The 25031-nt window shown below is 70.4% G+C and carries 15 protein-coding genes; 12 read left to right on the top strand and 3 right to left on the bottom strand.

From position 1 onward, the window contains the following. The first annotated feature begins 167 nt into the window (after window positions 1-167). Together map and radC are read left to right on the top strand one after the other, a co-directional pair. Window positions 168-974 (top strand): type I methionyl aminopeptidase, encoded by an 807-nt coding sequence (gene map / locus H7965_RS16395; RefSeq protein WP_186771672.1) that lies wholly within the window; start codon window positions 168-170, stop codon window positions 972-974. A gap of 190 nt (window positions 975-1164) precedes the next feature. Next, window positions 1165-2007, top strand: coding sequence for a RadC family protein (radC, locus tag H7965_RS16390; protein ID WP_186771671.1), 843 nt, complete (start codon window positions 1165-1167; stop codon window positions 2005-2007). A gap of 20 nt (window positions 2008-2027) precedes the next feature. On the opposite strand, the gene H7965_RS16385 is transcribed toward radC, so the two are convergent. Together H7965_RS16385 and H7965_RS16380 are read right to left on the bottom strand one after the other, a co-directional pair. Next, a complete protein-coding gene (locus tag H7965_RS16385; protein WP_186771670.1) occupies window positions 2028-3413 on the bottom strand; it encodes an AtzE family amidohydrolase in 1386 nt (461 codons plus the stop codon). Next, on the bottom strand, window positions 3410-3601 hold the full coding sequence (locus H7965_RS16380) for an AtzG-like protein (protein ID WP_186771669.1): 192 nt from the start codon (window positions 3599-3601) through the stop codon (window positions 3410-3412). The genes H7965_RS16385 and H7965_RS16380 overlap by 4 nt, the downstream gene beginning before the upstream one ends. A gap of 353 nt (window positions 3602-3954) precedes the next feature. Here H7965_RS16380 and H7965_RS16375 point away from each other — a divergent pair, with 353 nt between their 5' ends. From H7965_RS16375 to H7965_RS16340, 8 genes are read left to right on the top strand one after another with little or no spacing between them, the layout of a single operon-like run. Beyond that, entirely contained in the window at window positions 3955-7338 is a 3384-nt protein-coding gene (locus H7965_RS16375) for an alpha-1,4-glucan--maltose-1-phosphate maltosyltransferase (RefSeq protein ID WP_229682645.1), read from the top strand. Beyond that, window positions 7338-10589, top strand: a complete 3252-nt coding sequence (gene treS, locus H7965_RS16370) for a maltose alpha-D-glucosyltransferase (protein WP_186771668.1) — start codon at window positions 7338-7340, stop codon at window positions 10587-10589. The genes H7965_RS16375 and treS overlap by 1 nt, the downstream gene beginning before the upstream one ends. Then, window positions 10586-12742 (top strand): 1,4-alpha-glucan branching protein GlgB, encoded by a 2157-nt coding sequence (glgB, locus tag H7965_RS16365; RefSeq protein WP_186771667.1) that lies wholly within the window; start codon window positions 10586-10588, stop codon window positions 12740-12742. The genes treS and glgB overlap by 4 nt, the downstream gene beginning before the upstream one ends. Before the next feature lies 1 nt (window position 12743). Continuing rightward, on the top strand, window positions 12744-14849 hold the full coding sequence (glgX, locus tag H7965_RS16360) for a glycogen debranching protein GlgX (RefSeq protein ID WP_186771666.1): 2106 nt from the start codon (window positions 12744-12746) through the stop codon (window positions 14847-14849). Further along, window positions 14846-16609, top strand: a complete 1764-nt coding sequence (gene treZ / locus H7965_RS16355; protein WP_186771665.1) for a malto-oligosyltrehalose trehalohydrolase — start codon at window positions 14846-14848, stop codon at window positions 16607-16609. Before glgX ends, treZ begins: the two co-directional genes overlap by 4 nt. 33 nt (window positions 16610-16642) lie before the next feature. Beyond that, window positions 16643-18670 carry a 4-alpha-glucanotransferase gene (gene malQ / locus H7965_RS16350; protein ID WP_186771664.1) on the top strand — a complete coding sequence of 676 codons (2028 nt, stop codon included), beginning with the start codon at window positions 16643-16645 and terminating at the stop codon, window positions 18668-18670. After that, window positions 18667-21441, top strand: a complete 2775-nt coding sequence (gene treY, locus H7965_RS16345) for a malto-oligosyltrehalose synthase (RefSeq protein WP_186771663.1) — start codon at window positions 18667-18669, stop codon at window positions 21439-21441. The genes malQ and treY overlap by 4 nt, the downstream gene beginning before the upstream one ends. Then, window positions 21438-22832, top strand: a complete 1395-nt coding sequence (locus H7965_RS16340) for an alpha,alpha-trehalose-phosphate synthase (UDP-forming) (RefSeq protein ID WP_186771662.1) — start codon at window positions 21438-21440, stop codon at window positions 22830-22832. Before treY ends, H7965_RS16340 begins: the two co-directional genes overlap by 4 nt. A 10-nt stretch (window positions 22833-22842) precedes the next feature. Here the strand turns inward: H7965_RS16340 and H7965_RS16335 are convergent, their stop codons facing one another. After that, window positions 22843-23988 (bottom strand): glycosyltransferase, encoded by a 1146-nt coding sequence (locus tag H7965_RS16335; RefSeq protein WP_186771661.1) that lies wholly within the window; start codon window positions 23986-23988, stop codon window positions 22843-22845. Between the two features lie 121 nt (window positions 23989-24109). On the opposite strand from H7965_RS16335, the gene H7965_RS16330 reads away from it, so the two are divergent. Next, the gene (locus H7965_RS16330) at window positions 24110-24256 is read left to right on the top strand and encodes a hypothetical protein (RefSeq protein WP_186771660.1); all 147 of its coding nucleotides are present in this window, start codon (window positions 24110-24112) and stop codon (window positions 24254-24256) included. Window positions 24257-24266: 10 nt separating this feature from the next. After that, the gene (locus H7965_RS16325; RefSeq protein WP_186771659.1) at window positions 24267-24629 is read left to right on the top strand and encodes a hypothetical protein; all 363 of its coding nucleotides are present in this window, start codon (window positions 24267-24269) and stop codon (window positions 24627-24629) included. Window positions 24630-25031: the final 402 nt, after the last annotated feature.

The following is a 25031-nucleotide window of genomic DNA, read 5'->3' as shown; positions in this document are numbered from 1 at the left end:
CTGCAAAGCCATGGTGCCCCGGGTTTGCGCCGGCCAGGGTTGCGCCCGGGTGCCTGGCGTAGCCTTGCTGTCAGCTTCGTGTCAGCCCGATGGCGGACTGGCTTGCACCGGGTTCCCCCACAGCGCATCTTGGGGTGAACCCTTATTTGCAGAGACAGCCGGATCCCATGGAGCAGCACGGCGGCGACGCACGCCGCATTACCGTTCATTCGCCGGAGGATTTCGCCGGCATGCGCCGCGCCGGGCGCCTGGCCGCCGCAACTCTCGACATGATCACCCCGCATGTCCGCCCCGGCGTCACCACGGGCGAGCTGGACCGGATCTGTCACGAATACACGCTGGCGCATGGTGCGGTCCCGGCGCCGCTCGGCTACCGCGGCTATCCGAAGTCGATCTGCACCTCCATCAACCATGTGGTCTGCCACGGGATTCCGGGCGAGCGGGTGCTGGCCGAGGGTGACATCGTCAATATCGACGTGACGGTGATCCTCGACGGCTGGCACGGCGACACCAGCCGGATGTACGTCGCCGGCGAGCCCTCGACCAAGGCGCGGCTGCTGCTCGACGTCACCTATGAGTCGCTGATGCTCGGTGTCGGCGCGGTGAAGCCAGGGGCGACCCTGGGCGACATCGGCCACGCCATCCAGAGCTTCGTCGAGCGGCATCGCTTCAGTGTGGTGCGCGACTTCTGCGGCCATGGCATTGGCCGGCGCTTCCATGAGCCGCCGAACGTGCTGCATTTCGGCCGCCCGGGCGAGGGGCCGAAGCTCACCCCCGGCATGTTCTTCACCATCGAGCCGATGGTGAACGCCGGCCGGCCGGAGGTGAAGATCCTCGACGATGGCTGGACCGCGGTGACGCGGGACCGCAGCCTCTCGGCGCAATTCGAGCATATGGTGGGCGTCACCGAGACGGGGGTGGAGGTGTTCACCCTCTCCCCCGCCGGGCTGCACCGGCCGCCCTACGCGACCTGACTTCGGCGGCCCGGCCTGGGCCGTACCGCCTTGCCTCCACCCCGCCTGTCCTGGCCGCCCGGCGTGCTGCGCCGAGGCGGATCATGGGGTGGGTGGTGTTCGGCCGGAGCAACTCGGGTAGCCGGGCGCCTTGCAACCCCTGGTGCATTCCCGGCATTCACCTACACTCGTCCGGTTCTGGGGATGAACCATGGACGATACCGTGGACCGCAAGGCCAGGGCCGCAAGACGCGGCTCCGGGCAGGGCCTGGCCGAGGCACCCTTCGGCTTCCAGCCCGCGCTGGCACTGGACTCCCGCCGCGGCACCCTGCCCGAGGCGGTCGTCACCCCCGCGCCGGCGCCGGCTGAGGCGGAGGAGCCGCCGCCCGGCTATCTCGGCCACCGCGCCCGGATGCGGCAGAAGCTGCTCGCCGCCGGCCCGGACGCCCTGCTTGACCACGAGTTGCTCGAGGTCGTGCTGTTCGTCGCCCTGCCGCGGCGCGACACCAAGCCGATCGCCCGCGCGCTGATCGGCCGCTTCGGCAGCTTCGCCAATGCGATCGCCGCTCCGGCGCTGGAGCTCCGCACCATACCGGGCCTGGGCGAGGCCGGTATCGCCGCGCTGAAGACCGTGCAGGGCGCGGCGCTGCGCCTGGCCCGGGCCGAGGTGATCGACCAGCCGGTACTGAACAGCTGGGACCGGCTGATCAGCTACCTCACCGCCACACTGTCACGCGAACGGGTGGAGCATGTGCATGTGCTCTACCTCGACAGCAGGAACCGGCTGATCGCCGATGAGGCGCAGGCCCGCGGCACGGTGAACCACACCCCGGTCTATCCGCGGGAGGTGGTGAAGCGGGCGCTGGAGCTGCAATCGACGGCGCTGATCCTGGTCCACAACCACCCGAGCGGCGACCCCTCGCCATCCCGTGCCGACATCGACATGACCGCGGAGATTGCCGCGGCGGCCAAGGTGTTCGGCATCGTGGTGCATGACCACCTCATCATCGGCAATGGCCGGCAGCTTTCCTTTCGCCGCGAAGGGCTGCTGTAGCGTCGGCCGCAGGAGCCGATCTACCCGAACCCCGCCGCCACCGGCGCGGCGCAGATGCCGGAGGCCTCCAGCGCCGCCGCGGTCCGGAACAGCCGTGCCTCGGTCCAGGGCTTGCCGATCAGCTGCACCCCGACCGGCAGCACGCCATCCGCCCGCGGCACCGGCACTGTCACCACTGGCAGACCGAGGCAGGAGATCGGCTGGGTGAACAGCCCCATGGAGGGGCGGAGCGGCACCTGCACCCCATCCAGCTCCAGCATCTCCTGGCCGATCGGCGTCGCCGCCACCGGCGTCGCCGGGGCGACCAGGACATCCCAATCGGCCAGTAGCTTCCGCATCGTGTCGCGTGCCACCGCCCGCACCCGCTGGGCGTGGTTGACCCAGGCCGCCGGCAGCAGCGCCCCGGCCAGCAGCCGGTCCTGGATCAGCGGCTCGTAATCCTCCAGCCGGCTGCGCAGGGTCGGCAGATGCAGCGCCGCGCCTTCCGAGCTGGTGATGAGGAAGGCAGCGGCGCGGGCCGCCTCGGCCATCGGCCATTCCACCGTCGTGTCGGCGCCGAGCCCGGCGGCAACCGCCGCCACCGCGCTCTGTACCGCGGCTGATTGCTGTCGCCCGAACCAGCCGCCGAGCCGGGCGACCCGCAGCCCGGCGATGCCGCTGCCGAGGCCCGGCATCACCGCCTCCGGCATGGCGGGGCTCTGCGCCGGATCCTCCGGGTCCAGCCCCTGCAGCGCGTCATAGGCGGCGGCGAGGTCGGCGACGCTGCGGGCAAAGGGGCCGACATGGTCCAACGCATGGACAAAGGGGAAGGCGCCGTGCCGCGACAACCGTCCATAGGTCGGCTTCAGCCCGAAGATGCCGTTCAGCGACGCCGGCACCCGGATCGAGCCATTGGTGTCGGTCCCGAGCGAAAGCGGCACCAGCCCCGCCGCCACCGCCGCGCCCGAGCCGCCGGAGGAGCCCCCGGCGATGCGCGACAGGTCATGCGGGTTCCGCGCCGGCCCGTCATGGGAGTTCTCGGTGGTGAAGCCGTAGGCGAACTCATCCATGTTCAGCGCACCGAGGCAGATCGCCCCGGCGCGGCTCAACTGCCGCACCAGAAAGGCGTCCCGTGTGGCCGGCGCCGCGGTCCGGCGGATCCTGCTGCCGGCGGTGGTCGGAATGCCGGCGAGGTCGAACAGATTCTTCGCGGCGAAGGGCACGCCGGCCAGGGGGCCGGGGGGCTCGCCGGCGGCGAGGCGCGCGTCGAGGGCATCAGCCTCGGCCAATGCACGCTCGGTGAGCACGGCGGTGAAGGCGTTGATCCTGGAGTTGTGGCGGGTGACGCGGTCCAGTGCCGCTTCGGTGACGGCGCGGGCACTGACCTTCCGCGCCCGGATCCCCGCGGCGGTCTCCAACGCGTTCATGGCTGGAACACCGGCGCCGGCTCGGCCTCGATTGGTAGGCTGACGGCAAGGGCCGGGGCGGCGATGCGGATCACCAGGGCCAGGGCGGCGGCGACCCGCGCCTGCCTTGCGGCGTCCAACGCAAGCCCCACTGCCGGGCCGGCGGCCGCGACATGCGCTGCCGGGTCGAATGTCTCAGGGTCGAGCATGCGATGTCCTCCAATCTCGGTCAGCACCATCATGCGGCAATCATGCCAGCATCGATGCCGCCGTCGCACCGCACCTGACGAGCCGAAACCGGACCGGCTACCTCTCAAATCACGCATCCGTGAACCACATCCAAATGACGGTCGTGGTTCCTCTGCGTTTCGCGGTGGACATCGATACGGGATAGCGAATGGCGGCGAAACGCGGGAACGGGCCGAAGACGGGGCCGAAGGTGGCAACACGCGCCAAGGCCAAACCGGGGAAAGAGGTGCCGCCGGCTCCGTCCATGGCATCGTCGGAGGTGGCTTCGGCAGCCCGGCCGGAGCAGGCCGCTGTGACGAGTTCGGATGTTTCCGTGGCGCTGGCGCCCGATCGGCCAGTGGCGCCGGTCGCCGACCTGTCGGCGCCGGTGGCCGTCCTGCCGGAGACGCTCCTTGGCCTTCCGTCCGGGGCGCCGGCCGAGGCCATGCCTGAAGCGGCGCGGGTGCCGCGGCTCTACCTCGTGCATCCGCTTCTGGTCGGCCCACTGCCGGCCTGGGACGCGCTGTTCGCGCATGTCGCCGGGCTCGGCTTCGACATCGCCTTACTGGCGCCGCCCTTCGCCGCCGGCGCCAGCGGCAACCTGCTGCACATCGCCGACCCCGATGCGCCGCACCCCATCCTCGAAGCATCGGGCGATTCGGCGGAGGCGCTGCGCATCCTGGCGGAGAAGGCCCGGGCGCAGGGGCTGGCGCTCTACCTTGACCTGATCCTTGACCGGGCGGCGGTGGATGGCGTGCTGCCCAGGTCGCATGCGGCCTGGGTCGCCGGGGCGGTGGACGACCTGCCCGACCCGCGGGTGCCCCCGGCCGAGCGCGGCACCGGCTGGCTGCGCTGGAACGACCCGGCGGTGGCCGAAGAACTCTTCGCCTGGTGGGAGGCGCGGCTGCGCCGCTTCGTCGCCGCGGGCATCACCGGCTTCCGCTGCGTAGGGCTGGCGCGGGTGCCGGCCTGGGTGTGGGGACGGCTGGCGGCGGCGTTGCCGGAGGCACGCTTCCTCGGCTGGACGCCGGGCGTGCCTGCCGATGCGGTGCCGCCCTTGGCGGAGGGCGGCTTCGCCGCGGTGTTCGACAGCGCGGCGTGGTGGGATTTCCGCCAGGGCTGGTTCCTCGATGAGGCGGCGCGGCTGGCGCAGGTGGCGCCCGCCATCACCACCCTGGAGGCCCCCTTTGGCCCGCGCATCGCCGGACCCGATGCCGCGGCCTTCCTGGCCGAGCGCGCCGCGGCGCGGCAGTTGCGGCTGGCCGCCGGCATCGGCGCCGGGATGCTGCTGCCGATGGGCTTCGAGTACGGCGCCCGCCGGCCGCTCGATCCGGTGCGCGACCGGCCGGAGGATTGGGCGCGGCTGGTGCAGCGCCCGGCCAACGGGCGGCATGCGGACATCCGCGCGGCGAATGCAGTGCTGGCGGAGCGGCGGCTCGGCCCGGCCGAACTGCGGCCGCTGTCGGGGCTTGGTGCCGCTGCGGTGGCGCTGCTGCGGGCCGAGGGCGCCGACGCCCGGATGGCCAGCAGCGCCAGCCTGGTGATGGCGAATGCCGATCTGGTCCGGCCGCGTGCGGTGACGGCGGCGGCGCTGATGCCTGCCGTGCCCGGCGGTATCACCCGCTTTCGCCCGCGCTGGCCGAATGGCGAGGCGCTGCTGCGCCCCGGCGAGGCGCTCAGCCTGGCGCCCGGCGAGGCGCTGTTGTTCGACGCCGCGCCGCTGCCCGCCATCCGCCGGGCCCCACGGGATGCCGACGGCCAGCTGGACACCACCCTGGCCGCCACCGCAGCGCCGCGCATCGGCATCGAGGCGATCGAGCCGGTGGTGGAGGGCGGCCGCTTTCCGGTGAAGCGGTCGGTCGGCGAAATGGTCGAGGTGCGCTGCGACGTCCTTTGCGACGGCCATGACCAGCTCGGCGCCGCGCTGCTCTGGCGCGCCGCCGATATGACGGAGTGGCAGCAGCGCCGGCTGCAGCCGCTCGGCAATGACCGCTGGGGCGCCAGCTTCCCGCTCGAGCGCGTCGGGCGGCATGTCTTCATGATCGAGGCCTGGCGCGATGCCTTCGCCACCTTCCGCGACGAGCTGCGGAAGAAGCACGCCGCCGGGGTGGCGACGGCGCTGGAGCTGGAGGAGGGCCGGCGGCTGGTCTTCGCGGCGGGCGAGCGCGCCGGCGGTGCGCTGCGCGATCTGGCTGCGCGCATCGAGGCCGCTTCGGATGAAGAGAAGCGCGCGCTGCTGCTGGATGATGCCACCGCCGCGCTGATGGCCGAGGCTGACGACCGTCCCTTTCGCAGCCGCAGCGCTGAGCTGCCGCTGGACGCCGAACGCCAGGGCGCGCGCTTCGCCAGTTGGTACGAATGCTTCCCGCGCAGCCAGAGCGGCAGCCCGGACCGCCATGGCACCTTCGACGACGTGGCGCGGCGCCTGCCGCACATCCGCCGCATGGGCTTCGACGTGCTGTACTTCCCGCCGATCCATCCGATCGGCCGGACCAACCGCAAGGGCCGCAACAATACATTGACCCCGGCGCCGGATGATCCCGGCAGCCCCTACGCCATCGGTTCGGAGGAAGGCGGGCACGACGCGGTGCACCCCGAGCTTGGCGGCATCGAGGGCTTCCGCCGGCTGCGCGCGGCGGCGGTGGAGCATGGGCTGGAGATCGCCCTCGATTTCGCCATCCAGTGCAGCCCCGACCACCCATGGCTGCGTGACCACAAGGGCTGGTTCGACTGGCGGCCGGACGGGTCGCTACGTTATGCCGAGAACCCGCCGAAGAAATACGAAGACATCGTCAATGTCGATTTCTACACTGAGGAGGCGATCCCCGGCCTGTGGCTGGCGCTGCGCGACGTGGTGCTGTTCTGGTGCGAGGAGGGCGTGAGGCTGTTCCGCGTCGACAACCCGCACACCAAGCCCTTCCCCTTCTGGGAATGGATGATCGCCGAGGTACGCGGCCGTCACCCGGATGCGGTGTTCCTCGCCGAGGCCTTCACCCGGCCGAAGATCATGTACCGGCTGGCCAAGATCGGCTTTTCGCAATCCTACACCTACTTCACCTGGCGCAACGAGAAGGCCGAGATCATCGAGTATCTGGAGGAGCTGGCGAATGGTCCGCCACGCGAGTTCTTCCGGCCGCATTTCTTCGTCAACACGCCGGACATCAACCCGATCTTCCTGCAGGGCTCCGGTCGGCCCGGCTTCCTGATCCGTGCCGCGCTGGCGACGACGCTCTCCGGCCTCTGGGGTATGCAGCAGGGCTTCGAATTGTGCGAGGCGGCGGCGATGCCTGGGCGCGAGGAGTACCTCGATTCCGACAAATACGAGATCCGCGCCCGGCCGGACCGCGCGCCTGGCGACATCGTCGACGAGATCACTCGTCTTAACGCCATACGCCGTGCCAATCCGGCCTTGCAGACGCATCTCGGCCTTGCCTTCCACCAGGCTTCAAACCCCAACGTTATCTGGTACCGCAAGGCGACGCCGGATCGTGACAATGTGCTGCTCATCGCCGTCAGCCTCGACCCGCACAACGCACAGGAGACCGACATCGAACTTCCGCTGTGGGAATGGGGGCTGCCGGATTCCGCTGCGCTGGCCGCCGAGGATCTGATGCGCGGCCACCGCTTCACCTGGCAGGGCAAGGCGCAGCGACTGCGCCTCGACCCCGGCGAATTGCCCTTCGGCATATGGCGCGTGCGGCCGGAGGGTGACCTCTGATGGCGCTGCCGTCCAACCCGCACTGGTACCGCGACGCGGTGATCTACCAGCTGCATGTGAAGAGCTTCTTCGACGCCAATGATGATGGCATTGGTGATTTTTCCGGCCTGCTGCAGAAGCTGGACTACATCGCCGAGCTTGGTGTCGATACGCTGTGGCTGCTGCCCTTCTACCCGAGCCCGCTGCGCGACGACGGCTACGACATCGCCGACTACCGCACGGTGAACCCGAGCTATGGCACGCTGCAGGATGCCCGCCGCTTCGTGCGGGAGGCGCATGCCCGCGGCCTGCGCGTCATCACCGAGCTGGTGGTGAACCACACCAGCGACCAGCACCCGTGGTTCCAGCGCGCCCGCGCCGCCCGGCCCGGCTCCAGCCACCGCGACTACTACGTCTGGTCCGATACCGACCAGAAATATCCCGAGACGCGGATCATCTTCGTCGACTCCGAGAAATCCAACTGGACCTGGGACCCGGTGGCCGGCGCCTATTTCTGGCACCGCTTCTACAGCCATCAGCCGGACCTCAACTTCGACAACCCGCGGGTGCTGTCGGAAATCCTGAACGTCATGCGCTTCTGGCTGGACATCGGCGTCGACGGGCTGCGGCTCGACGCCGTGCCCTATCTGGTGGAGCGGGAGGGCACCAACAACGAGAACCTGGCCGAGACCCACGCCATTCTGAAGACCATCCGCGCCAAGCTCGATCAGGGCTTCAAGGACCGCATGTTGCTGGCCGAGGCCAACCAGTGGCCGGAGGACACCCAGCAGTATTTCGGCAACGGCGACGAATGCCACATGGCCTTCCACTTCCCGCTGATGCCGCGGATGTACATGTCGATCGCCCAGGAGGACCGATTCCCGATCACCGACATCCTGCGCCAGACGCCGGACATCCCGGAAGGCTGCCAATGGGCGATCTTCCTGCGCAACCATGACGAGCTGACGCTCGAGATGGTGACCGACCGGGAGCGCGACTACCTCTGGTCCACCTATGCCGCCGACAAGCGGGCGCGCATCAACCTCGGTATCCGCCGCCGCCTGGCGCCGCTGCTGCAGCGCGACCGCCGCCGGATCGAGCTGATGAACGGGCTGCTGCTGTCGATGCCCGGCACGCCGGTGATCTACTACGGCGACGAGATCGGCATGGGAGACAACATCTTCCTGCGCGACCGCGACGGCGTCAGGACGCCGATGCAATGGTCACCCGACCGCAATGGCGGGTTCAGCAAGGCCGATCCCGCGGCGCTGGTGCTGCCGCCCTTGCAGGATGCGCTGTACGGCTTTCCCGCGGTGAACGTCGAGACCCAGGCGCGCGACCCGCACAGCCTGCTGAACTGGATGCGCCGCATGCTCAGCGTGCGCAAACGCAGCCAAGCCTTCGGCCGCGGCGCGATGCGGCTGCTCTACCCGGCGAACCGCAAGGTGCTGGCCTATCTGCGCGAATATGAGGGAGATACCATCCTTTGCGTCTTCAATCTCTCCCGCTCGGCGCAGGCGGTGGAGCTTGACCTTGCCGGCTGGGCCGGCCGTGTGCCGGTGGAGATGCTGGGCGGCACCGGCTTTCCACCGATCGGCCAGCTGCCTTACCTGCTGACCCTGCCGCCCTACGGATTCTACTGGTTCGTCCTGGCGGTGGAGCAGGCGCTGCCGCCCTGGCATACGCCCTCGCCTGAGCCGCTGCCCGATTTGAGGACCCTCGTATTGACCGCCGATGTAAAGGAGCTGCTCAGCGCCAGCGTGCGGCGCGAGCTGGAGCGGCAGGTACTGCCCGAGTACCTGCCGAAGCGCCGCTGGTTCGCCGCCAAAGGCGAAACCTTGGAATCCGCGCGCTTCGCCGCCATCGCCGCGCTGCCGGAAGCGCACGGCGCAGTGGTGATGGCCGAGGTCGAGGTGACGCTGGCCGGCCGCACCGAACGCTACGCACTGCCGCTGGCCGGCGTGGAGGAAAGCGAGGGTGTTGGCCCGCTCGCCGCGCAGCTTGCGCTGTCGCGGCTGCGCCAGGTCCGCCGCGTCGGCTATCTGACGGATGCTTTCGCCGATGGACGCATGCCGCCTGCGGTGATCTCCGCGCTGCGCGCCCGTACCGTGCTGCCGACCGAGGAAGGCGAAATCCGCTTCATCCCCAGCGCACGGCTCGAGGAGGTCACCCTGCCCGATGCGCCGGAGATTCGGCGGCTGTCGGCCGAGCAGTCGAATTCCTCGCTCATCTATGGGGATCAGTTTGTCATCAAGATCATCCGCAAGGTGAACCCCGGCATCCATCCGGAGGCCGAGATGACGCGCCATCTGACCGAGGCCGGCTATGCGAACGCGCCGCCGCTGTTCGGCGAGGTGGTGCGCGTGGCGCCCGATGGTACGCCGCATCTGCTGATGATCGTGCAGGGCTTCGTCCGCAACCAGGGCGATGGCTGGGGCTGGACGCAGGATTGGCTGCAGCGTGCGGTGGATGAGGCGGCGCTGACCGACGCGCCGCCCGAGGATCCCTTCGCCGGCTACCTCGCCTTCGCCAAGGCGCTCGGCCAGCGGCTGGGCGAGTTGCACGCCACCCTCGCACGACCGAGCGAGGATGCCGCCTTTGCCCCTGAGCTCGCCTCCGCCACCGACCATGAGGGCTGGGCGAGAGGCGCGCTGGAGCAGCTCGAACCGGCGCTGGATCTCTTCAGCGGCCGCATGGTGCTGCCCGATGAGCTGATGCCGATGGTGCGCAGCTTGCAGGCGCGGCAGGAGGCATTGCGTGATGTGGTGCAGGCCCTGGCGCGCGCTGCCGATGGCGCGCTGAAGACCCGCGTGCATGGTGATTTCCACCTCGGCCAGGTGCTGGTGGCGCAGGGCGACGCGGTGATCGTCGACTTCGAGGGCGAGCCGGCGCGCCCCTTGTCGGAACGCCGCGCCAAGGGCAGCCCGCTGCGCGACGTCGCCGGGCTGCTGCGAAGCCTCGACTACGCAGCGGCGGTGGCAACCACGACCGAGGCCTCCGCCGCCGCCGTCGCCGCGCCGTCCGAGCGGCGCGCCGCGCTGATCGCGCGCTGGCAGCAGGAGGCATCGCGCGCCTTCCTCGATGCCTACCGTGCCGTCGAAGCCACCGCCGCGACCCGATGGGTACCGGAAGGCACCGAAGCCGCGCTGCTCGACCTCTTCCTGCTGGAGAAGGCCGCCTATGAGGTACGCTACGAGGCAGCCAACCGGCCCGACTGGATCGGCGTGCCGCTGCGCGGCCTTGCCGCCATCGCCGAAAGGCTGGTGCCATGACGCCTGAGCTGGAAGCGCTCATCGCCGGCCGTAACGGTGATCCCTTCGCCCTGCTCGGGCTGCAGGGCGATGCGCTGCGCACCCTGCAGCCCGGCGCGCGCGGCGTCACCGTGCTCGACCGCGCGGATGGCACCGAGATCGGCCGGCTGGAGCAATTGCACCCGGCCGGGCTGTTCGCCGGGCGGCTGTCGCGCGCGGTTCCCTATGTGCTGCGCATCGACTGGCCCGCTGGCGTGCAGGAGACCGAGGATCCCTACAGTTTCGGCCTGCTGCTCGGCCCGCTCGACCTCCATCTCTTCGCCGAGGGCCGCCATTTCGGCCTGGGCCGCGTCTTCGGCGCGCAGCCGGTGACGATCGACGGCATCGCCGGCGTGCGCTTCGCGGTCTGGGCGCCGAATGCCACGCGCGTTTCCGTTGTCGGCGACTTCAATGCCTGGGACGGCCGCCGGCACCCGATGCGCCGCCGGGTCGAGGCCGGGGTATGGGAGTTGTTCATCCCGCGTCTCGTGCAGGGTTCGATCTACAAGTATGAGATCCTCGCCGCCGATGGCGCGATGCTGCCGCTGAAGGCCGACCCCTGCGCCCTGGCGACCGAGCCGCCGCCGGCGACGGCATCGCGCGTCTTCGACCCCGCCCAGGTCGAATGGAGTGATGGCGAGTGGATGCGGACCCGGGCCGCGCGCCATGCCGCCGATGCGCCGATCTCGATCTATGAGGTGCATGCCGGGTCGTGGTGGCGCGATGCGGATGGCGAGTCGCCGGATTGGGATGGGCTGGCCGAGCGATTGATCCCCTATGCGCGCGGGATGGGCTTCACCCATCTCGAGTTCATGCCGATCACCGAGCATCCCTTCGGCGGCTCCTGGGGCTACCAGCCGCTCGGGATGTTCGCGCCAAGTGCGCGCTTCGGCTCGCCCGCCGGCTTCGCCCGCTTCGTCGACCGCGCCCATGCCGAGGGGCTGGGGGTGATCCTCGACTGGGTGCCGGCGCATTTCCCGACCGATGCGCATGGGCTCTACCGCTTCGACGGCACGCCGCTGTACGAGCATGCCGACCCGCGCGAGGGCTTCCACCAGGACTGGAACACCGCGATCTACAACCTCGGCCGTGACGAGGTGCGCGGCTTCCTGCTGGCCAGCGCGACGCACTGGCTGGGCGACTTCCATGTCGATGGGCTGCGGGTGGATGCGGTGGCCTCCATGCTGTACCGCGACTATTCGCGCAAGCACGGCGAATGGGTGCCGAACGAGTATGGAGGCCGCGAGAATCTGGAGGCCGTGGCCTTCCTGCGCGAACTGAACCAGGTGGTGGCGGAGCATTTCCCCGGTGCCGTGGTCATCGCCGAGGAAAGCACCGCCTGGCCCGGCGTCAGCCGCCCCGTGGCCGAAGGCGGGCTCGGCTTCTCCTACAAGTGGAACATGGGGTGGATGCACGACACCCTGCACTACATCGAGCATGACCCGATCCATCGCCGGTACCACCATGATTCGATGACCTTCGGCCTGGTCTACGCGTGGAGCGAGAGATTCATCCTGCCGCTCAGCCACGACGAGGTGGTCTACGGCAAGAAGTCGCTGCTCTCGAAGATGCCGGGCGACCAGTGGCAGCAATTCGCCAACCTTCGCGCCTATCTCAGCTTCATGTGGACGCATCCCGGCAAGAAGCTGCTGTTCATGGGCGGCGAGATCGGCCAGTGGACCGAATGGAACCACGACAGCTCGGTGCCCTGGCCGCTGCTGGACGGCGCACCGCATCGCGGCATCCAGCGGCTGGTGCGCGACCTTAACGCCACCTACGCCGCGGTGCCGGCGCTGCATCGCGGCGATGCGGTGCCAGAGGGTTTCCGCTGGGTGATCGGGGACGATCGGGCGCACAGCGTCTTCGCCTGGCTGCGCTTCGGCGGGCCGGATGATCCTCCGGCTCTTGTCGTCTGCAATCTCACCCCGCTGCCGCGCTACGGCTGGCGTATCGGCGTGCCGCGTGGCGGCGCGTGGCACGAGGTCTTGAACACCGATGCGGAAGCCTATGGCGGAACCAACAGCGGGAACGGCGGTTTGCTCGCCGCCCAGACGGTCGCCAGCCATGGGTTCGCGCAATCGCTCGAACTCTTCCTGCCGCCCCTGGCGACGTTGATCCTCCTGCCACGGGACTAGCATGCCCCCCATACCGACCCGCCTGGCGCCAGGCCGGCCAGACCCGCTTGGCGCCACCTGGGACGGGCTGGGTGTGAACTTCGCCGTCTTCTCCGCCAATGCGGAGCGTATCGAGCTGTGCCTGTTCGACGCGGCGGGGCGGCGCGAGATCGCGCGCCTGCCGTTGCCGGAATGCACCGACGAGGTGTGGCACGGCTACCTGCCGGAAGCCCGGCCCGGCCAGCAGTACGGCTACCGCGCCTACGGGCCGTATGAGCCGCGGCGCGGCCACCGCTTCAACCCGCACAAGCTGCTGCTCGACCCCTATGCCAAGCAGCTGGCCGGCGAGGTGCGCTGGTCCGACGTGCTGTTCGGCTACCGCGTCGGCGCCGCCCGCGCCGACCTGTCCTTCGACCGCCGTGACAGCGCACTGGCGATGCCGAAGGCGGTGGTGGTGGACGACAGCTTCGCCTGGGGCGACGACCGCAGCCCCTGCGTTCCCTGGGACCGTACGGTGATCTACGAGGCGCATGTCCGCGGCCTGACCATGCGGCGGGAGGAGATCCCCGCACGGGAGCGCGGCACGTTCTCCGCCCTGGCCGATCCGCGAGTCATTGACCACCTGCTGCGCACCGGCGTTACCGCGATCGAGCTGCTGCCGATCCATGCCTTCCTGCAGGACCGCTTCATGGTCTCGAAGGGGCTGCGGAATTACTGGGGCTACTCGACGCTCGGCTTCTTCGCCCCCGAACCGCGCTACCTGGTCGAACCCTGGATGCGCAACGAGCTGAAGGTGGCGGTGCGCCGCCTGCATGCCGCCGGCATCGAGGTGATCCTCGATGTCGTCTACAACCACACCTGCGAAGGCAGCGAGATGGGGCCGACGCTGTCCTGGCGCGGCTTCGACAATGCCTCCTACTACCGGCTGGTGCCGGGGGAGGAGCGTTACCACATCAACGACACCGGCACCGGCAATACGGTGAACATCAACCATCCGCGCGTCCTGCAGATGGTGATGGACAGCTTGCGCTACTGGGTCGAGCAGTATCACGTGGACGGCTTCCGCTTCGACCTCGGCACCATCCTGGGGCGGGAGGGACCTGGCTTCGATCCCGGCAGCGGCTTCTTCGACGCCGTGCGGCAGGATCCGGTGCTGTCCAGGGTGAAGCTGATCTCGGAGCCATGGGACATCGGCCCGGGCGGCTATCAGGTCGGCAACCACCCGCCCGGCTTCGCCGAATGGAACGACAAGTACCGGGACGCCATCCGCCGCTTCTGGAAGGGCGACGCGGGCATGCGGGCGGAGATCGCGGCGCGGCTGACCGGCTCGGCCGAGCTGTTCGACCGGCGCCGCCGCCGGCCCTGGGCCAGCGTCAACTACATATCGAGCCACGACGGCTACACGCTCTACGACCTCACCGCCTATGAGCAGCGCCACAACGAGGCAAATGGCGAGGACAACCGCGACGGCCACGCCGACAACCAGAGCTGCAACTGGGGCGAGGAGGGTGAGACCGAGGATCCCGAGATCAACGCCACGCGGCAGTCGGTGACGCGGGCGATGCTGGCGACCTTGTTCGCCTCCGCCGGCACGCCGATGCTGCAGGCGGGCGATGAGGTGATGCGGACCCAGGGCGGCAACAACAACGCCTATTGCCAGGACAACGAAATCAGCTGGCTCGACTGGCAGCGCGCCGCGACGCCGGAGGCGCAGCAGCTGCAAGGCTTCGTCGCCCGGCTGATCGAGCTGCGCCAGAGCCTGCCGCCGCTGCGGCCGGCCGTCTTCCTGCATGGTGGCCAGGAACCGGCGCCGGGGCTGAGCGATATCGCCTGGTTCGATCAGCATGGCCAGCCAATGACACCGGAAGCATGGGGAGAGCCGGAGGCACGCACTCTCGCGCTGAGGCGCGCGGTTGCCGCGCCGGATGGCCGTGTCGATATCACCTTGCTGCTGCTCAACGCCGATAGCGCGGCGCAGCCCTTCAGCCTGCCCACGCCGGAATATGCCTGGCACATCGAGCTTGATACCGCCGCACCTGACAGTGGCATCGAGCCGGCGGGTGGTCCCGTGGTGACGGTCGAGGCGCGCAGCGTGGTGCTGCTCGCGGCGCGGCTGGAGGCGCCATGACCAGCTTCGTCCAGCCGACCCGCTGGGGCGCGACCTTGCTGGATGCGCAGCGCACGCGCTTCCGCCTCTGGGCGCCGGATGCGGCGCCCTTGCTGGAGATCGAGGGCGCCACGCCACTGCCAATGACGCCGGAGGGCGATGGCTGGTTCGTCGTCGAGGCCCCGGTCGGGGCTGGCGCGCGCTACCGCTTCCGCGTCTCACCCGATCTGGCAGTGCCTGATCCCGCGTCGCGTCAGCAGGCGGGTGACGTGCATGATGCCTCAGTGGTCGTCGATCCACGCGGCTACGCCTGGCGCCACCCGGAATGGGCGGGCCGGCCGTGGCATGAGGTGGTGCTGTACGAGGTGCATGCGGGGCTGCTCGGCGGCTTTAGCGGTGTCGAGGCGGAGCTGCCGCGGCTGCGCGACCTCGGCGTCACCGCCATCGAGCTGATGCCGATCGGCGCCTTCCCTGGCGCGCGCAACTGGGGCTACGACGGCGTGCTGCCCTATGCGCCGGATGCGACGCTCGGCACGCCGGAGGCGCTGAAATCCCTGATCGATGCTGCGCATGGTCTCGGCCTGATGGTGTTCCTCGATGTCGTCTACAACCATTTCGGCCCGGATGGCGCCTACCTCCACGCCTATGCGAAGCGCTTCTTCAACGAGGGCGTGCACACTCCCTGGGGCGCTGCCATCGATTTCCGCCAGCCGGCGGTGCGCGCCTATTTCGAGGAGAACGCGCTGCTCTGGCTGAACGAGTACCGCTTCGACGGGCTGCGCTTCGATGCGGTGCACGCCATTGCCGAAGCGGATTGGCTGGACACGCTCGCCACTCGCATCCGGCGCGAGACAGGCGGGCGCGAGGTCCATCTGGTGCTGGAGAATGAGCGCAACGCCGCACGCCACCTGCGGCCGAAAGGCGATTTCGACGCACAATGGAACGATGACGGCCACAACGTGCTGCACCCGCTGCTGACTGGCGAGCGCGAGGGCTATTACGAGGATTTCTGCGAGGCGGGCGCCGAGAAGCTGGCAAAGGTGCTGGCCGAGGGCTTCCTGTTCCAGGGGCAGCATTCCGGCCATCTCGGCATGCCGCGCGGAGAACCTTCGGCCGACCTGCCGCCCACGGCCTTCGTCCTGTTCCTCCAGAACCACGACCAGATCGGCAACCGGGCCTTCGGCGAACGCCTCAACGCGCTGGCGCATCCGGCCAGCCTGGCCGCGGCGACCGCATTGCTGCTGCTCTCGCCGCAGATCCCGCTGCTGTTCATGGGCGAGGAATGGGCCGCCAGCGCGCCCTTCCTGTTCTTCACCGACCACAATGCGGAATTGGCGCCGTTGGTCCGCGAGGGGCGGCGCAATGAATTCGCCAAATTCGCCAGCTTCCAGGACCCGGCGACCCGCGCCCGTATCCCTGACCCCAATGCCGCCGAAACCTATGAGCGATCCCGGCCCGACCCGGCGGAGGCCGCCGCCCCGCCGCATGCCGAAGTGCTGGACCGCCATCGCCGTCTGCTGATGCTGCGTCACGCCCGCATCATCCCGCGCCTGCCCGGCACACGCTCCGCCGGTGCCTCGGCGGTCGGGCCACAGGCCGTGGTCGCGCGCTGGCGGCTCGGCGACGGAGCCCGGCTGCTGATCGCCTGCAACCTCGGCGCCGAACCGGCACAGGCCACTGCCTTGGGGGAAGTGCTGTTCGAATCCGCGGGTGGCGCGGCCGAGGCGCTGCGCACCGGAACCCTCCTGCCGCGTTGCACCGTCGCCCTGTTCGAAGCCTGAGCCGGGCGGCACCCCGGCAATGACGAGGACGCGATGAGTTCGGACGAAGATCTGCGGGCGCTGGCGGCACGGGCCGGCATCCAGACCGCCTGGCAGGATGTGCATGGCGAGCGCCGCGAACTGGCGCCGGAGACGCTGCACGCCATTCTCCGCGCACTCGGCCTGCCGGATGATGCGCGGGAGGCGCAGGCGCAACTGGATGCAATGGCGCAGTTGCTGCCGCCGCTGCTGACCCTGCCTTGCGGGAATGACGGTGCCGCCATCCCCGGCGCCACACCTGGCCACCACTTCCGCCTGCGGCTGGAGGATGGCACGCAGCGCGAGGGCAGGCTGGAACGGGGCTGGTCTGGTGAGGCGCGGCTGCCGGCGCTGCACGAACCCGGCTACCACCGGTTGGAACTCGACGGCGGTCATTGCACGATCGCCGCGGCGCCGTCGCGCTGCATGAGCCTGGACGAGCTCTGCGGCAGGCAGGGTGCGCGCGCCTGGGCACTGGCGGCGCAGATCCATTCGCTGCGGCGTCCGGGCGACATGGGCATCGGTGATTTCGGAGGCGTCGCGGCGCTGGCCCGGGCTGCGGCGGGCCGGGGCGCCTGCGGTGTCGCGGTCAGCCCGGCGCATGCGCTCTTTGCCGCCGACCCGGGCAAATACGGTCCCTATGCACCCTCCACCAGGCTGTTCCGCAATGTCCTGCTGGCCGATCCCTCGGCGGCGCTCGGTCATGGGGCGAGCGACACCTCCGTCGACGACGCCGAGCTGATCGACTGGCATTCCGCCGCGCAGCGCAAGTTTGCCCGGCTGCGCCAATTGTTCGAGTCCGCGGCCGACCACCCCGGCTTCGTCGAATACCGCAGCGAAGCCGGCTCGGCGCTGGAGCAGCATGCGCGGTTCGAGGCACTGCATGCCGCCATGCTCGCCCGCGATGGCAGTGCCTGGCACTGGCAGCACTGGCCGGAGGAGTACCGCACGCCGGACAGCCCCGGCGTGCAGCGCTTCGCCCGCGACAATCCGGGCGAGGTTGCCTTCCACGCCTTCTGCCAATGGCTGGCCGACCGCTCCTGCGAGGCGGCGCAGCGGGCGGCGCGCGATGCCGGCATGGCGGTCGGGCTGATCGCCGACCTCGCCGTCGGCACCGATGGCGGCGGCAGCCATGCCTGGTCCCGGCAGCAGGAGATCCTGCCCGACTTGACGGTAGGCGCCCCACCCGATGTGTTCTCGCCGCGTGGCCAGGATTGGGGGCTGACCGCCTTCTCGCCCTTGCAGCTGCGGGCGGGCGGCTTCAGCGCCTTCCTCGAACTGCTCCGCGCCGCCTTCCGCCACGCCGGCGGCGTGCGTGTCGACCATGTGATGGGGCTGCAGCGGCTATGGGTGGTGCCGCCCGGCATGGGGCCGGCGGATGGCGGCTACCTGACCTATCCGCTGGACGACATGCTGCGGCTGCTGGCGCTGGAATCGCATCGCCATCGGGCGCTGGTTATCGGCGAGGACCTCGGCACCGTGCCGGAGGGGTTCCACGCCCGGCTCGATGCCGCCGGCGTGCTCGGCATGCGCGTGCTGTGGTTCGAGCAGCAGCCCGACGGCGGCTTCCGTCCGCCGCGCGACTGGTCGGCGCAGGCCGTGGCGATGACCACGACGCATGACCTGCCGACGGTGGTGGGCTGGTGGCAGGGCCGCGACATCGTCTGGCGGGAGAAGCTCGGCCTGTTCCCGGACCCCGACCTGCCTCGGCAGGAGGCGGCCCGGCGCGGCGACGACCGCAGCGCCTTGTGGCGCGCCTTTCTCGAGAGCGGTTCCGCCACCGCCGACGAACCACCGCCCGACCAGCCCGGGCCGGTACTGGAAGCTGCGATGGCGCATGTCGGCCAGGCGAACTGCGCGCTGGCGATCCTGCCGATGGAGGATGCGCTCGGCATGGTGGAGCAGCCCAACCTGCCCGGTACCACCGAAGGCCACCCGAACTGGCGCCGCCGGCTGCCGGGCGAGGCGGCGCATCTGCTGGATGATCCCGCCGTGGTCACCCGGCTGCAGGCCTTCGCCAGCACCCGCAGCGCCGAAGGATGAGCACCATCGCCACTCCGCCGCGCGCCACCGTGCGGCTGCAATTCCATGCCGGCTTCACCCTCGACGATGCGGTGCCGCTGGTGCCGTATTTCGCCAACCTTGGCATCAGCCACGTCTATGCCTCGCCGGTGCTGAAGGCGCGGCCCGGCTCGACCCATGGCTACGACATCGTCGACCACGGCCAGGTCAACCCGGAACTCGGCGGCGAGCTGGCGCTGCGGCGGCTGGTGGATGCGCTGCATGCGGCTGGCCTCGGCCTCATCCTCGATATCGTGCCGAACCATATGGGGGTCGGCGGCTCTGACAATGCCTGGTGGCTGGATGTGCTGGAATGGGGCCGGCAGAGCCGCTTCGCCGGCTTCTTCGACATCGACTGGGAGCCGCCCGACCGCAGCCTGCAGAACAAGCTGCTGGCGCCCTTCCTCGGCGCACCCTATGGCGAGGTGCTGGCCTCCGGCGACCTGGCGCTGGATTTCAATGCGGCGACCGGGCGCTTCCACGTGCGCTACTTCGAGCATTGGTTCCCGATCGCGCCGCAGCACTACACCCATGTGCTGCGCGCCGCCGGCGACCCGGCGCTGGAGGATCTGGCGCAGCATTTTGGCCGCATCGGCCTGCACCTGCGGGACCGCGGGGCGGCGCGGGAAGCGGCCGACGAGGGTGCGCGGCAACTGCGGGCGCTGGCCGGCACGCCGGTGATCGCCGCCATCCTCGCCGCCTTCGACGCGCGGGAGGACGAGGGGCGCGACCGGCTGCACCGGCTGCTGGAACGCCAGCACTACCGCTTGGCCTGGTGGCGGGCCGCGGCGGATGAGATCAACTGGCGCCGCTTTTTCGACATTACCTCGCTCGCCGGCCTGCGCGTGGAGGTACCGGCGGTATTCGACGCGATCCACGCCCTGGTGTTCCGGCTCTACGCCGAAGGCGTTATCGACGGGGTGCGGATCGACCATGTCGATGGGCTGGCCGATCCGCGCGGCTATTGCCGGAAGCTGCACCGCAGCATGCAGGCGCTGCGCCCGGATCTGACACCGCTGATCTGGGTGGAGAAGATCCTGGCGCCCTTCGAGGCGCTGCGCACCGACTGGCAGGTCGCCGGCTCGACCGGCTACGACTTCATGGACGAGGCCAGCGGCGTGCTGCACGACCCTGCCGGGGAGGCGCCACTGACCGCGCTCTGGGTCGGCGAGACCCATCGCCCGGCGGAATTCGACACCGAGGCGCGCGAGGCGCGGCGGCAGATCCTGCGCGATAACCTGTCAAGCGAGTTGAACGCCACCGCCGCGGCGCTGAAACGCGTGGCGATGCGCGACCTGACGACGCGCGACTTCACCCTGACGGCACTGCGCCGCGCGCTCACCGAGGTGCTGGTGCATTTTCCGGTCTACCGGCTCTATGTCGCCGGCACCGGTCGCAGCGCCGATGACAAGCGCATCCTGGACTGGGCGCTGGCCGGGGCGCGCCGAACCGTGCGGGCGACGGAGCTGCCGCTGCTCGACCTGCTGGACGGCTGGCTCGGTGGCGAGGCCCTGCGCAGCCTGCCGCCGGCACTGCGGCGGGAGAGGCTGGCGGCGGCGGTGCGCTTCCAGCAGCTCTCGGCGCCGACCGCGGCGAAGAGCGTGGAGGACACCGCCTTCTACCGCTACGGCAGGCTGATCTCGCGCAATGAGGTGGGCAGCGACCCGGCACGCTTCGCGGTGACGCCGCAATCCTTCCACGGCTCGGCCCGTGCCCGGGCGAAGAACTTCCCGGCGTCGTTGCTGGCGACGGCGACGCATGACCATAAGCGCGGCGAGGATTGCCGGGCACGGCTGGCGGTGCTGTCTGAACTGCCGGAGGCCTGGGCGACGGCGGTCCACCGCTGGATGCGGCTGAACGCCACGCTGCGGCGTGACATCGCCGGTGGCCCGGCACCGGGGCCGAGCGCCCAGCTCATGCTCTACCAGACGCTGGTCTCGGCTTGGCCGCTGGGCCTTTCGCCCCAGGACGAGGCAGGGGTGCAGGCCTTCCTGGAGCGCGTCGCCGACTGGCAGCTGAAGGCGCTGCGGGAGGCCAAGCGGCGGACCGATTGGGCGGTGCCCAACACCGAATACGAGACCGCCTGCCGCGACTTCCTCTTCGCCTGTATGGCGCCCGACCGGCCAAGCCATCTGCGCCAGGACATCGCCGATTTCGCCGCTCGCATCGCCCTGCCGGGGGCGGTGAACGGGCTGGCGCAGCTGGTGCTGCGCTGCGCCGCGCCGGGCATCCCGGACCTCTACCAGGGCACTGAATTCTGGGACCTCAGCCTGGTCGATCCGGACAATCGGCGGCCGGTCGACTGGGCAGCGCGGGTGCAAGCCCTGACGGAGGCCGGTGATCCGGCAGCGCTGATGCCGCAGTGGCAGGATGGCAGGGTGAAGCAGGCGATTCTGCACCGCGCCCTGGCGCTGCGCCAGGCCCGTCCAGCGGTCTTCGCCGAGGGCGACTACCTGCCGCTGACGGTCGAAGGCCCGCAAGCCGCCCATGTCCTGGCCTTCGCTCGGCGGCATCGCGGCGATTGCGCCATCGCCATTGTCACGCGGCTACCGGCGTCGCTGCTCGGCGAAGCGCCGCTGCCGCTGGTACCGGCAGCGGAATGGCGCGGAACCGAACTCGTATTGCCGCCTTCTACTGCCACGCGCGCGTGGTGTGAGGTGCTGACCGGCGCCGGGTTCGAGGCTTCCGGCGACCGGCTGCCGGTTGCCGAACTGCTCTCCCGTCTGCCGGTGGCGCTGCTGGAGGGGGTATGAGCCGGATCGTCGTCGTCTCCAATCGGGTCCCGGTGCCGGCGGGCAATGCCGGGCAGGCGGGAGGTCTCGCGGTCGCGCTGCTCGGGTTGATGCAGCAGCGCGGCGGGCTGTGGTTCGGCTGGAGCGGCGCGGTGACCGAACAGGCCGGCGGACCCGATGTGGTGCAGCGCGGCGCCATCGGCTACGCGACCATCGACCTGACCGAGGCGGAGCACGGCGGCTACTACACCGGCTATTCCAACGGCGTGCTCTGGCCGATGCTGCACGGGCTCCCGCATCTGATGGCGTTTCGCCGCCAGGATCTCGACACCTATCGGCGGGTCAACCGCCGGTTTGCCGAGAGTCTGGTGCCGCTGCTGCGGCAGGATGACCGGATCTGGGTGCATGACTACCACTTGCTGTCGCTGCCGGCGGCGCTGCGCGCCCGTGGGATGCGGGGGCCGACCGGCTTCTATCTGCATGTGCCTTTCCCGGCGCCCGATGCAGCGGCCACCGCCCCCGGCATACGCGGTCTTGTCGAGGATGTGCTCAAGGCCGACCTCATCGGTTTCCAGACCACCACTGACCGTGATAATTTCGCCGCCGCGGCGCAGGGCTTTGCCGGCGCGGCGCAGGTGGCCGATCAAATGCTCGAACTGGGCGGCCGACCGATCCGCCTCGGAGTGTTCCCGGCCGAGATCGCGGCGCAGGAATTCGCCAGGACGGCCGCCGTGCAGGTGCAGGCGGAGCCGGCCCGGCTGCTGGCCCGGTCGCTCGGCGACCAGGCGCTGGTGCTCGGCGTCGATCGGCTCGACCCGACCAAGGGGCTGCCGGAGCGGCTGGAAGCCTTTCGCCGCACCATCGCCCGCCGGCCGGCCCGCAGCCTGGCAATGCTGCAGATCGCCGCGCCCTCACGCGAGGATGTCCTGGCCTACCGCCGGCTGCGGCAGGAGATCGACCTCGCCGCCGGGGCGATCAACAGCGACTTCGGCGAGCCGGACTGGCTGCCGCTGCGGCTGCTGGCGCGGTCGCAGACCCGCGATACGGTGGCCGGCTTCATGCGGATGGCGCGGGTTGGCATGGTCACGCCGCTGCGCGACGGCATGAACCTCGTCGCCAAGGAATACATCGCGGCGCAGGACCCGCGGGACCCCGGCGTGCTGGTGCTGTCGCGCTTCGCCGGCGCCGCCGCGCAGCTTTCCTCCGCGCTGCTGGTCAATCCGCATGATGCGGAGGGCATGGCGGAGGCGATACAGCGGGCGCTCGACATGCCGCTGGCCGAGCGGCGGGAGCGCTGGGAGGCGGCCTGGGCGGCGATCGCCGGTACCTCGCCGGAGGCCTGGGGCGAGGCCTTCCTGGAGGCGCTGGTGCCGGGCGAACTCGCGGCGCTGCCGGCCGCCGGCCACGCCTGAGGGCCTTGGCCTACCGCGGAGCGCGGCGCAGCCCGACGACATTGCCGGCCGCATCCAACTGGTAGCGCCTGCCGGCCCAGGTGATACCGCGACCGAAGCCGCTGCCGAGCCAGGCGGCAAGATTCAGCAGCAGCGCGCCCGGTGCCAGCCAGGGCCGCCAACGGCCGTCCTGCATCGCGGCATCCCGCGGCAGCACCCGCGCGGCGATACGGCCCCTCAGCCAGACCCGCCCCGCTTGCAGCAACAGCGCCGCGGCCAGGGCCACGACATTGCCGGTGAGCAGCGCCGCGACCCCGCCGGCCAGCGGCGGCAGCATCACAGCCCCAGCCAGCGCCCAGGTTCGGGGTGCGTGCAGCCGCAGCAGGCGGTACTGCCGGATGCCGAACGCCAGTGCCTCCGCCAGGCCCGGGGCCACCGCGCTTGGCGGCCGCACATCCAGCGGCGCGTAGATCACCAGCCCCAGCGCCCGCGCCGCCCGGGTCAGGACAAGATCATCCGACACCGCGCGGTCCCACAGCCTCGGCAGGTCGAGCCGTGCCAGCGCCGCGCGGCTGATGGCGGTGGCGCCGCCCCAGCACAGGTTGCAACGGGCGCAGCGCGGCAAGGTGGCGATCGCGCTGTCGATCAGCGCCAGCCAGCGCGCCGCCACCCCGGCGCCCGGCGCCGCCAGGGTCCAGCGATAGCCGGAGGCGATATCGCCCTGGCCGGTCAGCACCGGCCGGAGCAGGGCACGCAGCAGGCCGGGCGGCGGCACGGTATCGGCGTCCAGCGTCACCAGCGCCGCATCCTCCGGCCGCAGCGCCGGCAGCGCCGCTAGCAGCTGGTGCAGCTTTTGGCTGCGCCGCTCCGCCGCGCCGGCGACGACCACCGTGCTCCGCCCGGGCAGCGCCGCGCCGAGCATGGCCCAGGCCGGGTCATCCTCCGCTTCCACCGCGAAGGCGACGTGCCAGGCCGGCCAGTCCTGCATCGCCAGGCCGGCGAGGAAGTTCGCCAGCCCAGTCCTGCCGCGCACCGGCACGACGACCAGGACCGGAGGCTCGGCCATCGGCTGCGGCTGCCTGCGGCCGAGCAGATGCAGCGTCCAGGCGCACCCCAGCGTGGCGAGCAGGCTTGCTGCCAGCCAGCATCCGACCAGAAGCTGCGCTGCAATTTCCATCATTCGTTCCAGATTTGACGACGCCACATTGCCGCCGGTTGCAGTGGGTGCCCAGCGCATCTCCTGATTTGCGCGCGAGCCGGCAGGACGGCATCATCGCCCTGGTTGTGGGGGCGAGGCCATGGCGGGATACGATCTGGCGGGGCGGGGCGGCCTGGTCCAGGCCAAGCCCGGTACCGGGCAGTTCCTGCCGCGCGGTCCTTACGAGTTCATCGCCCCTCGCGGGGTCCTGGCGGACGGCTTCGACGCCGCCCCGCCGTCGCAATGAGGTGGCGTGCATGGTCCCGATCGAACCCGAATACACCGCCTACAATACCGAGGAAGAGCCGTGGCGCCTCGCCCGGCTGATCCGCACCGACGGGAGGGTGCGGGAGATGCTGCGCATCCTGACCGCCGAGGCCATGGACAATGTGGGCAGCCAGGGTGAGCTGATCTGGACCCGCCATGTGCGCCGGCTGCATGACGACCGCGGCACCCTGCAGGCGCATGTCACCGCCGCACTCGGCGGCTCCGCCTGGCTGGCGGTGATCGCCCTGGCGCTGTCGCGCGCCTGGGATGGGGAGGATGAGGCGGAGGTGGAATTCCTGGTGGAGGGGGAACCGATCCCCTGGCCGCTGGAGGCGATCCTCGGCGAGCCTTGAGCGGCTTATGCCAACGGCATGGATACTCCATTCATCCCGAGCACCCGAAGGGGCGCCGCGCCGGATGGCGCGTAGCCAAGGTTTGCGGAGCAAGCCGCGCGTCGATCGCGGGGGCGGTTGATCGGCCAGGAACAAAGGCCATTAGTATTCGCAGGCTGCGGAAGAGGGCGATGCGCCCTCGATGCCGGGTCAAGCCCGGCCATGACGGAGAGGTGACGCTCGCACCCCGCCCTCGTTGTTCCACAGCCTGTTAGGCCGGGAATCAGTAAGAGGGGCAAAACCTGTGGCGAGGGTGCAGTTTGCCCTTCCCAGGTGGCGGCTGGTCTGATTCGCTCGGGCGCATGGTCCCGCCCGCCGATCCTGACGCGCTGTCGCCGGCCGAGCTGAAGGCGCTGGTCAGCG

Origin of the sequence: Siccirubricoccus deserti (genome assembly GCF_014283215.1) — a bacterium.
GTDB classification, from domain to species: Bacteria; Pseudomonadota; Alphaproteobacteria; order Acetobacterales; family Acetobacteraceae; genus Siccirubricoccus; species Siccirubricoccus deserti.
This window is presented reverse-complemented; position numbering and strand designations above follow the sequence as displayed.

Coding starts and splice junctions, on each gene's coding strand:
- map (WP_186771672.1), top strand. CDS start 168: ATGGAGCAGCACGGCGGCGACGCACGCCGCATTACCGTTCATTCGCCG.
- radC (WP_186771671.1), top strand. CDS start 1,165: ATGGACGATACCGTGGACCGCAAGGCCAGGGCCGCAAGACGCGGCTCC.
- H7965_RS16385 (WP_186771670.1), bottom strand. CDS start 3,413: ATGAACGCGTTGGAGACCGCCGCGGGGATCCGGGCGCGGAAGGTCAGT.
- H7965_RS16380 (WP_186771669.1), bottom strand. CDS start 3,601: ATGCTCGACCCTGAGACATTCGACCCGGCAGCGCATGTCGCGGCCGCC.
- treS (WP_186771668.1), top strand. CDS start 7,338: ATGGCGCTGCCGTCCAACCCGCACTGGTACCGCGACGCGGTGATCTAC.
- glgB (WP_186771667.1), top strand. CDS start 10,586: ATGACGCCTGAGCTGGAAGCGCTCATCGCCGGCCGTAACGGTGATCCC.
- glgX (WP_186771666.1), top strand. CDS start 12,744: ATGCCCCCCATACCGACCCGCCTGGCGCCAGGCCGGCCAGACCCGCTT.
- treZ (WP_186771665.1), top strand. CDS start 14,846: ATGACCAGCTTCGTCCAGCCGACCCGCTGGGGCGCGACCTTGCTGGAT.
- malQ (WP_186771664.1), top strand. CDS start 16,643: ATGAGTTCGGACGAAGATCTGCGGGCGCTGGCGGCACGGGCCGGCATC.
- treY (WP_186771663.1), top strand. CDS start 18,667: ATGAGCACCATCGCCACTCCGCCGCGCGCCACCGTGCGGCTGCAATTC.
- H7965_RS16340 (WP_186771662.1), top strand. CDS start 21,438: ATGAGCCGGATCGTCGTCGTCTCCAATCGGGTCCCGGTGCCGGCGGGC.
- H7965_RS16335 (WP_186771661.1), bottom strand. CDS start 23,988: ATGGAAATTGCAGCGCAGCTTCTGGTCGGATGCTGGCTGGCAGCAAGC.
- H7965_RS16330 (WP_186771660.1), top strand. CDS start 24,110: ATGGCGGGATACGATCTGGCGGGGCGGGGCGGCCTGGTCCAGGCCAAG.
- H7965_RS16325 (WP_186771659.1), top strand. CDS start 24,267: ATGGTCCCGATCGAACCCGAATACACCGCCTACAATACCGAGGAAGAG.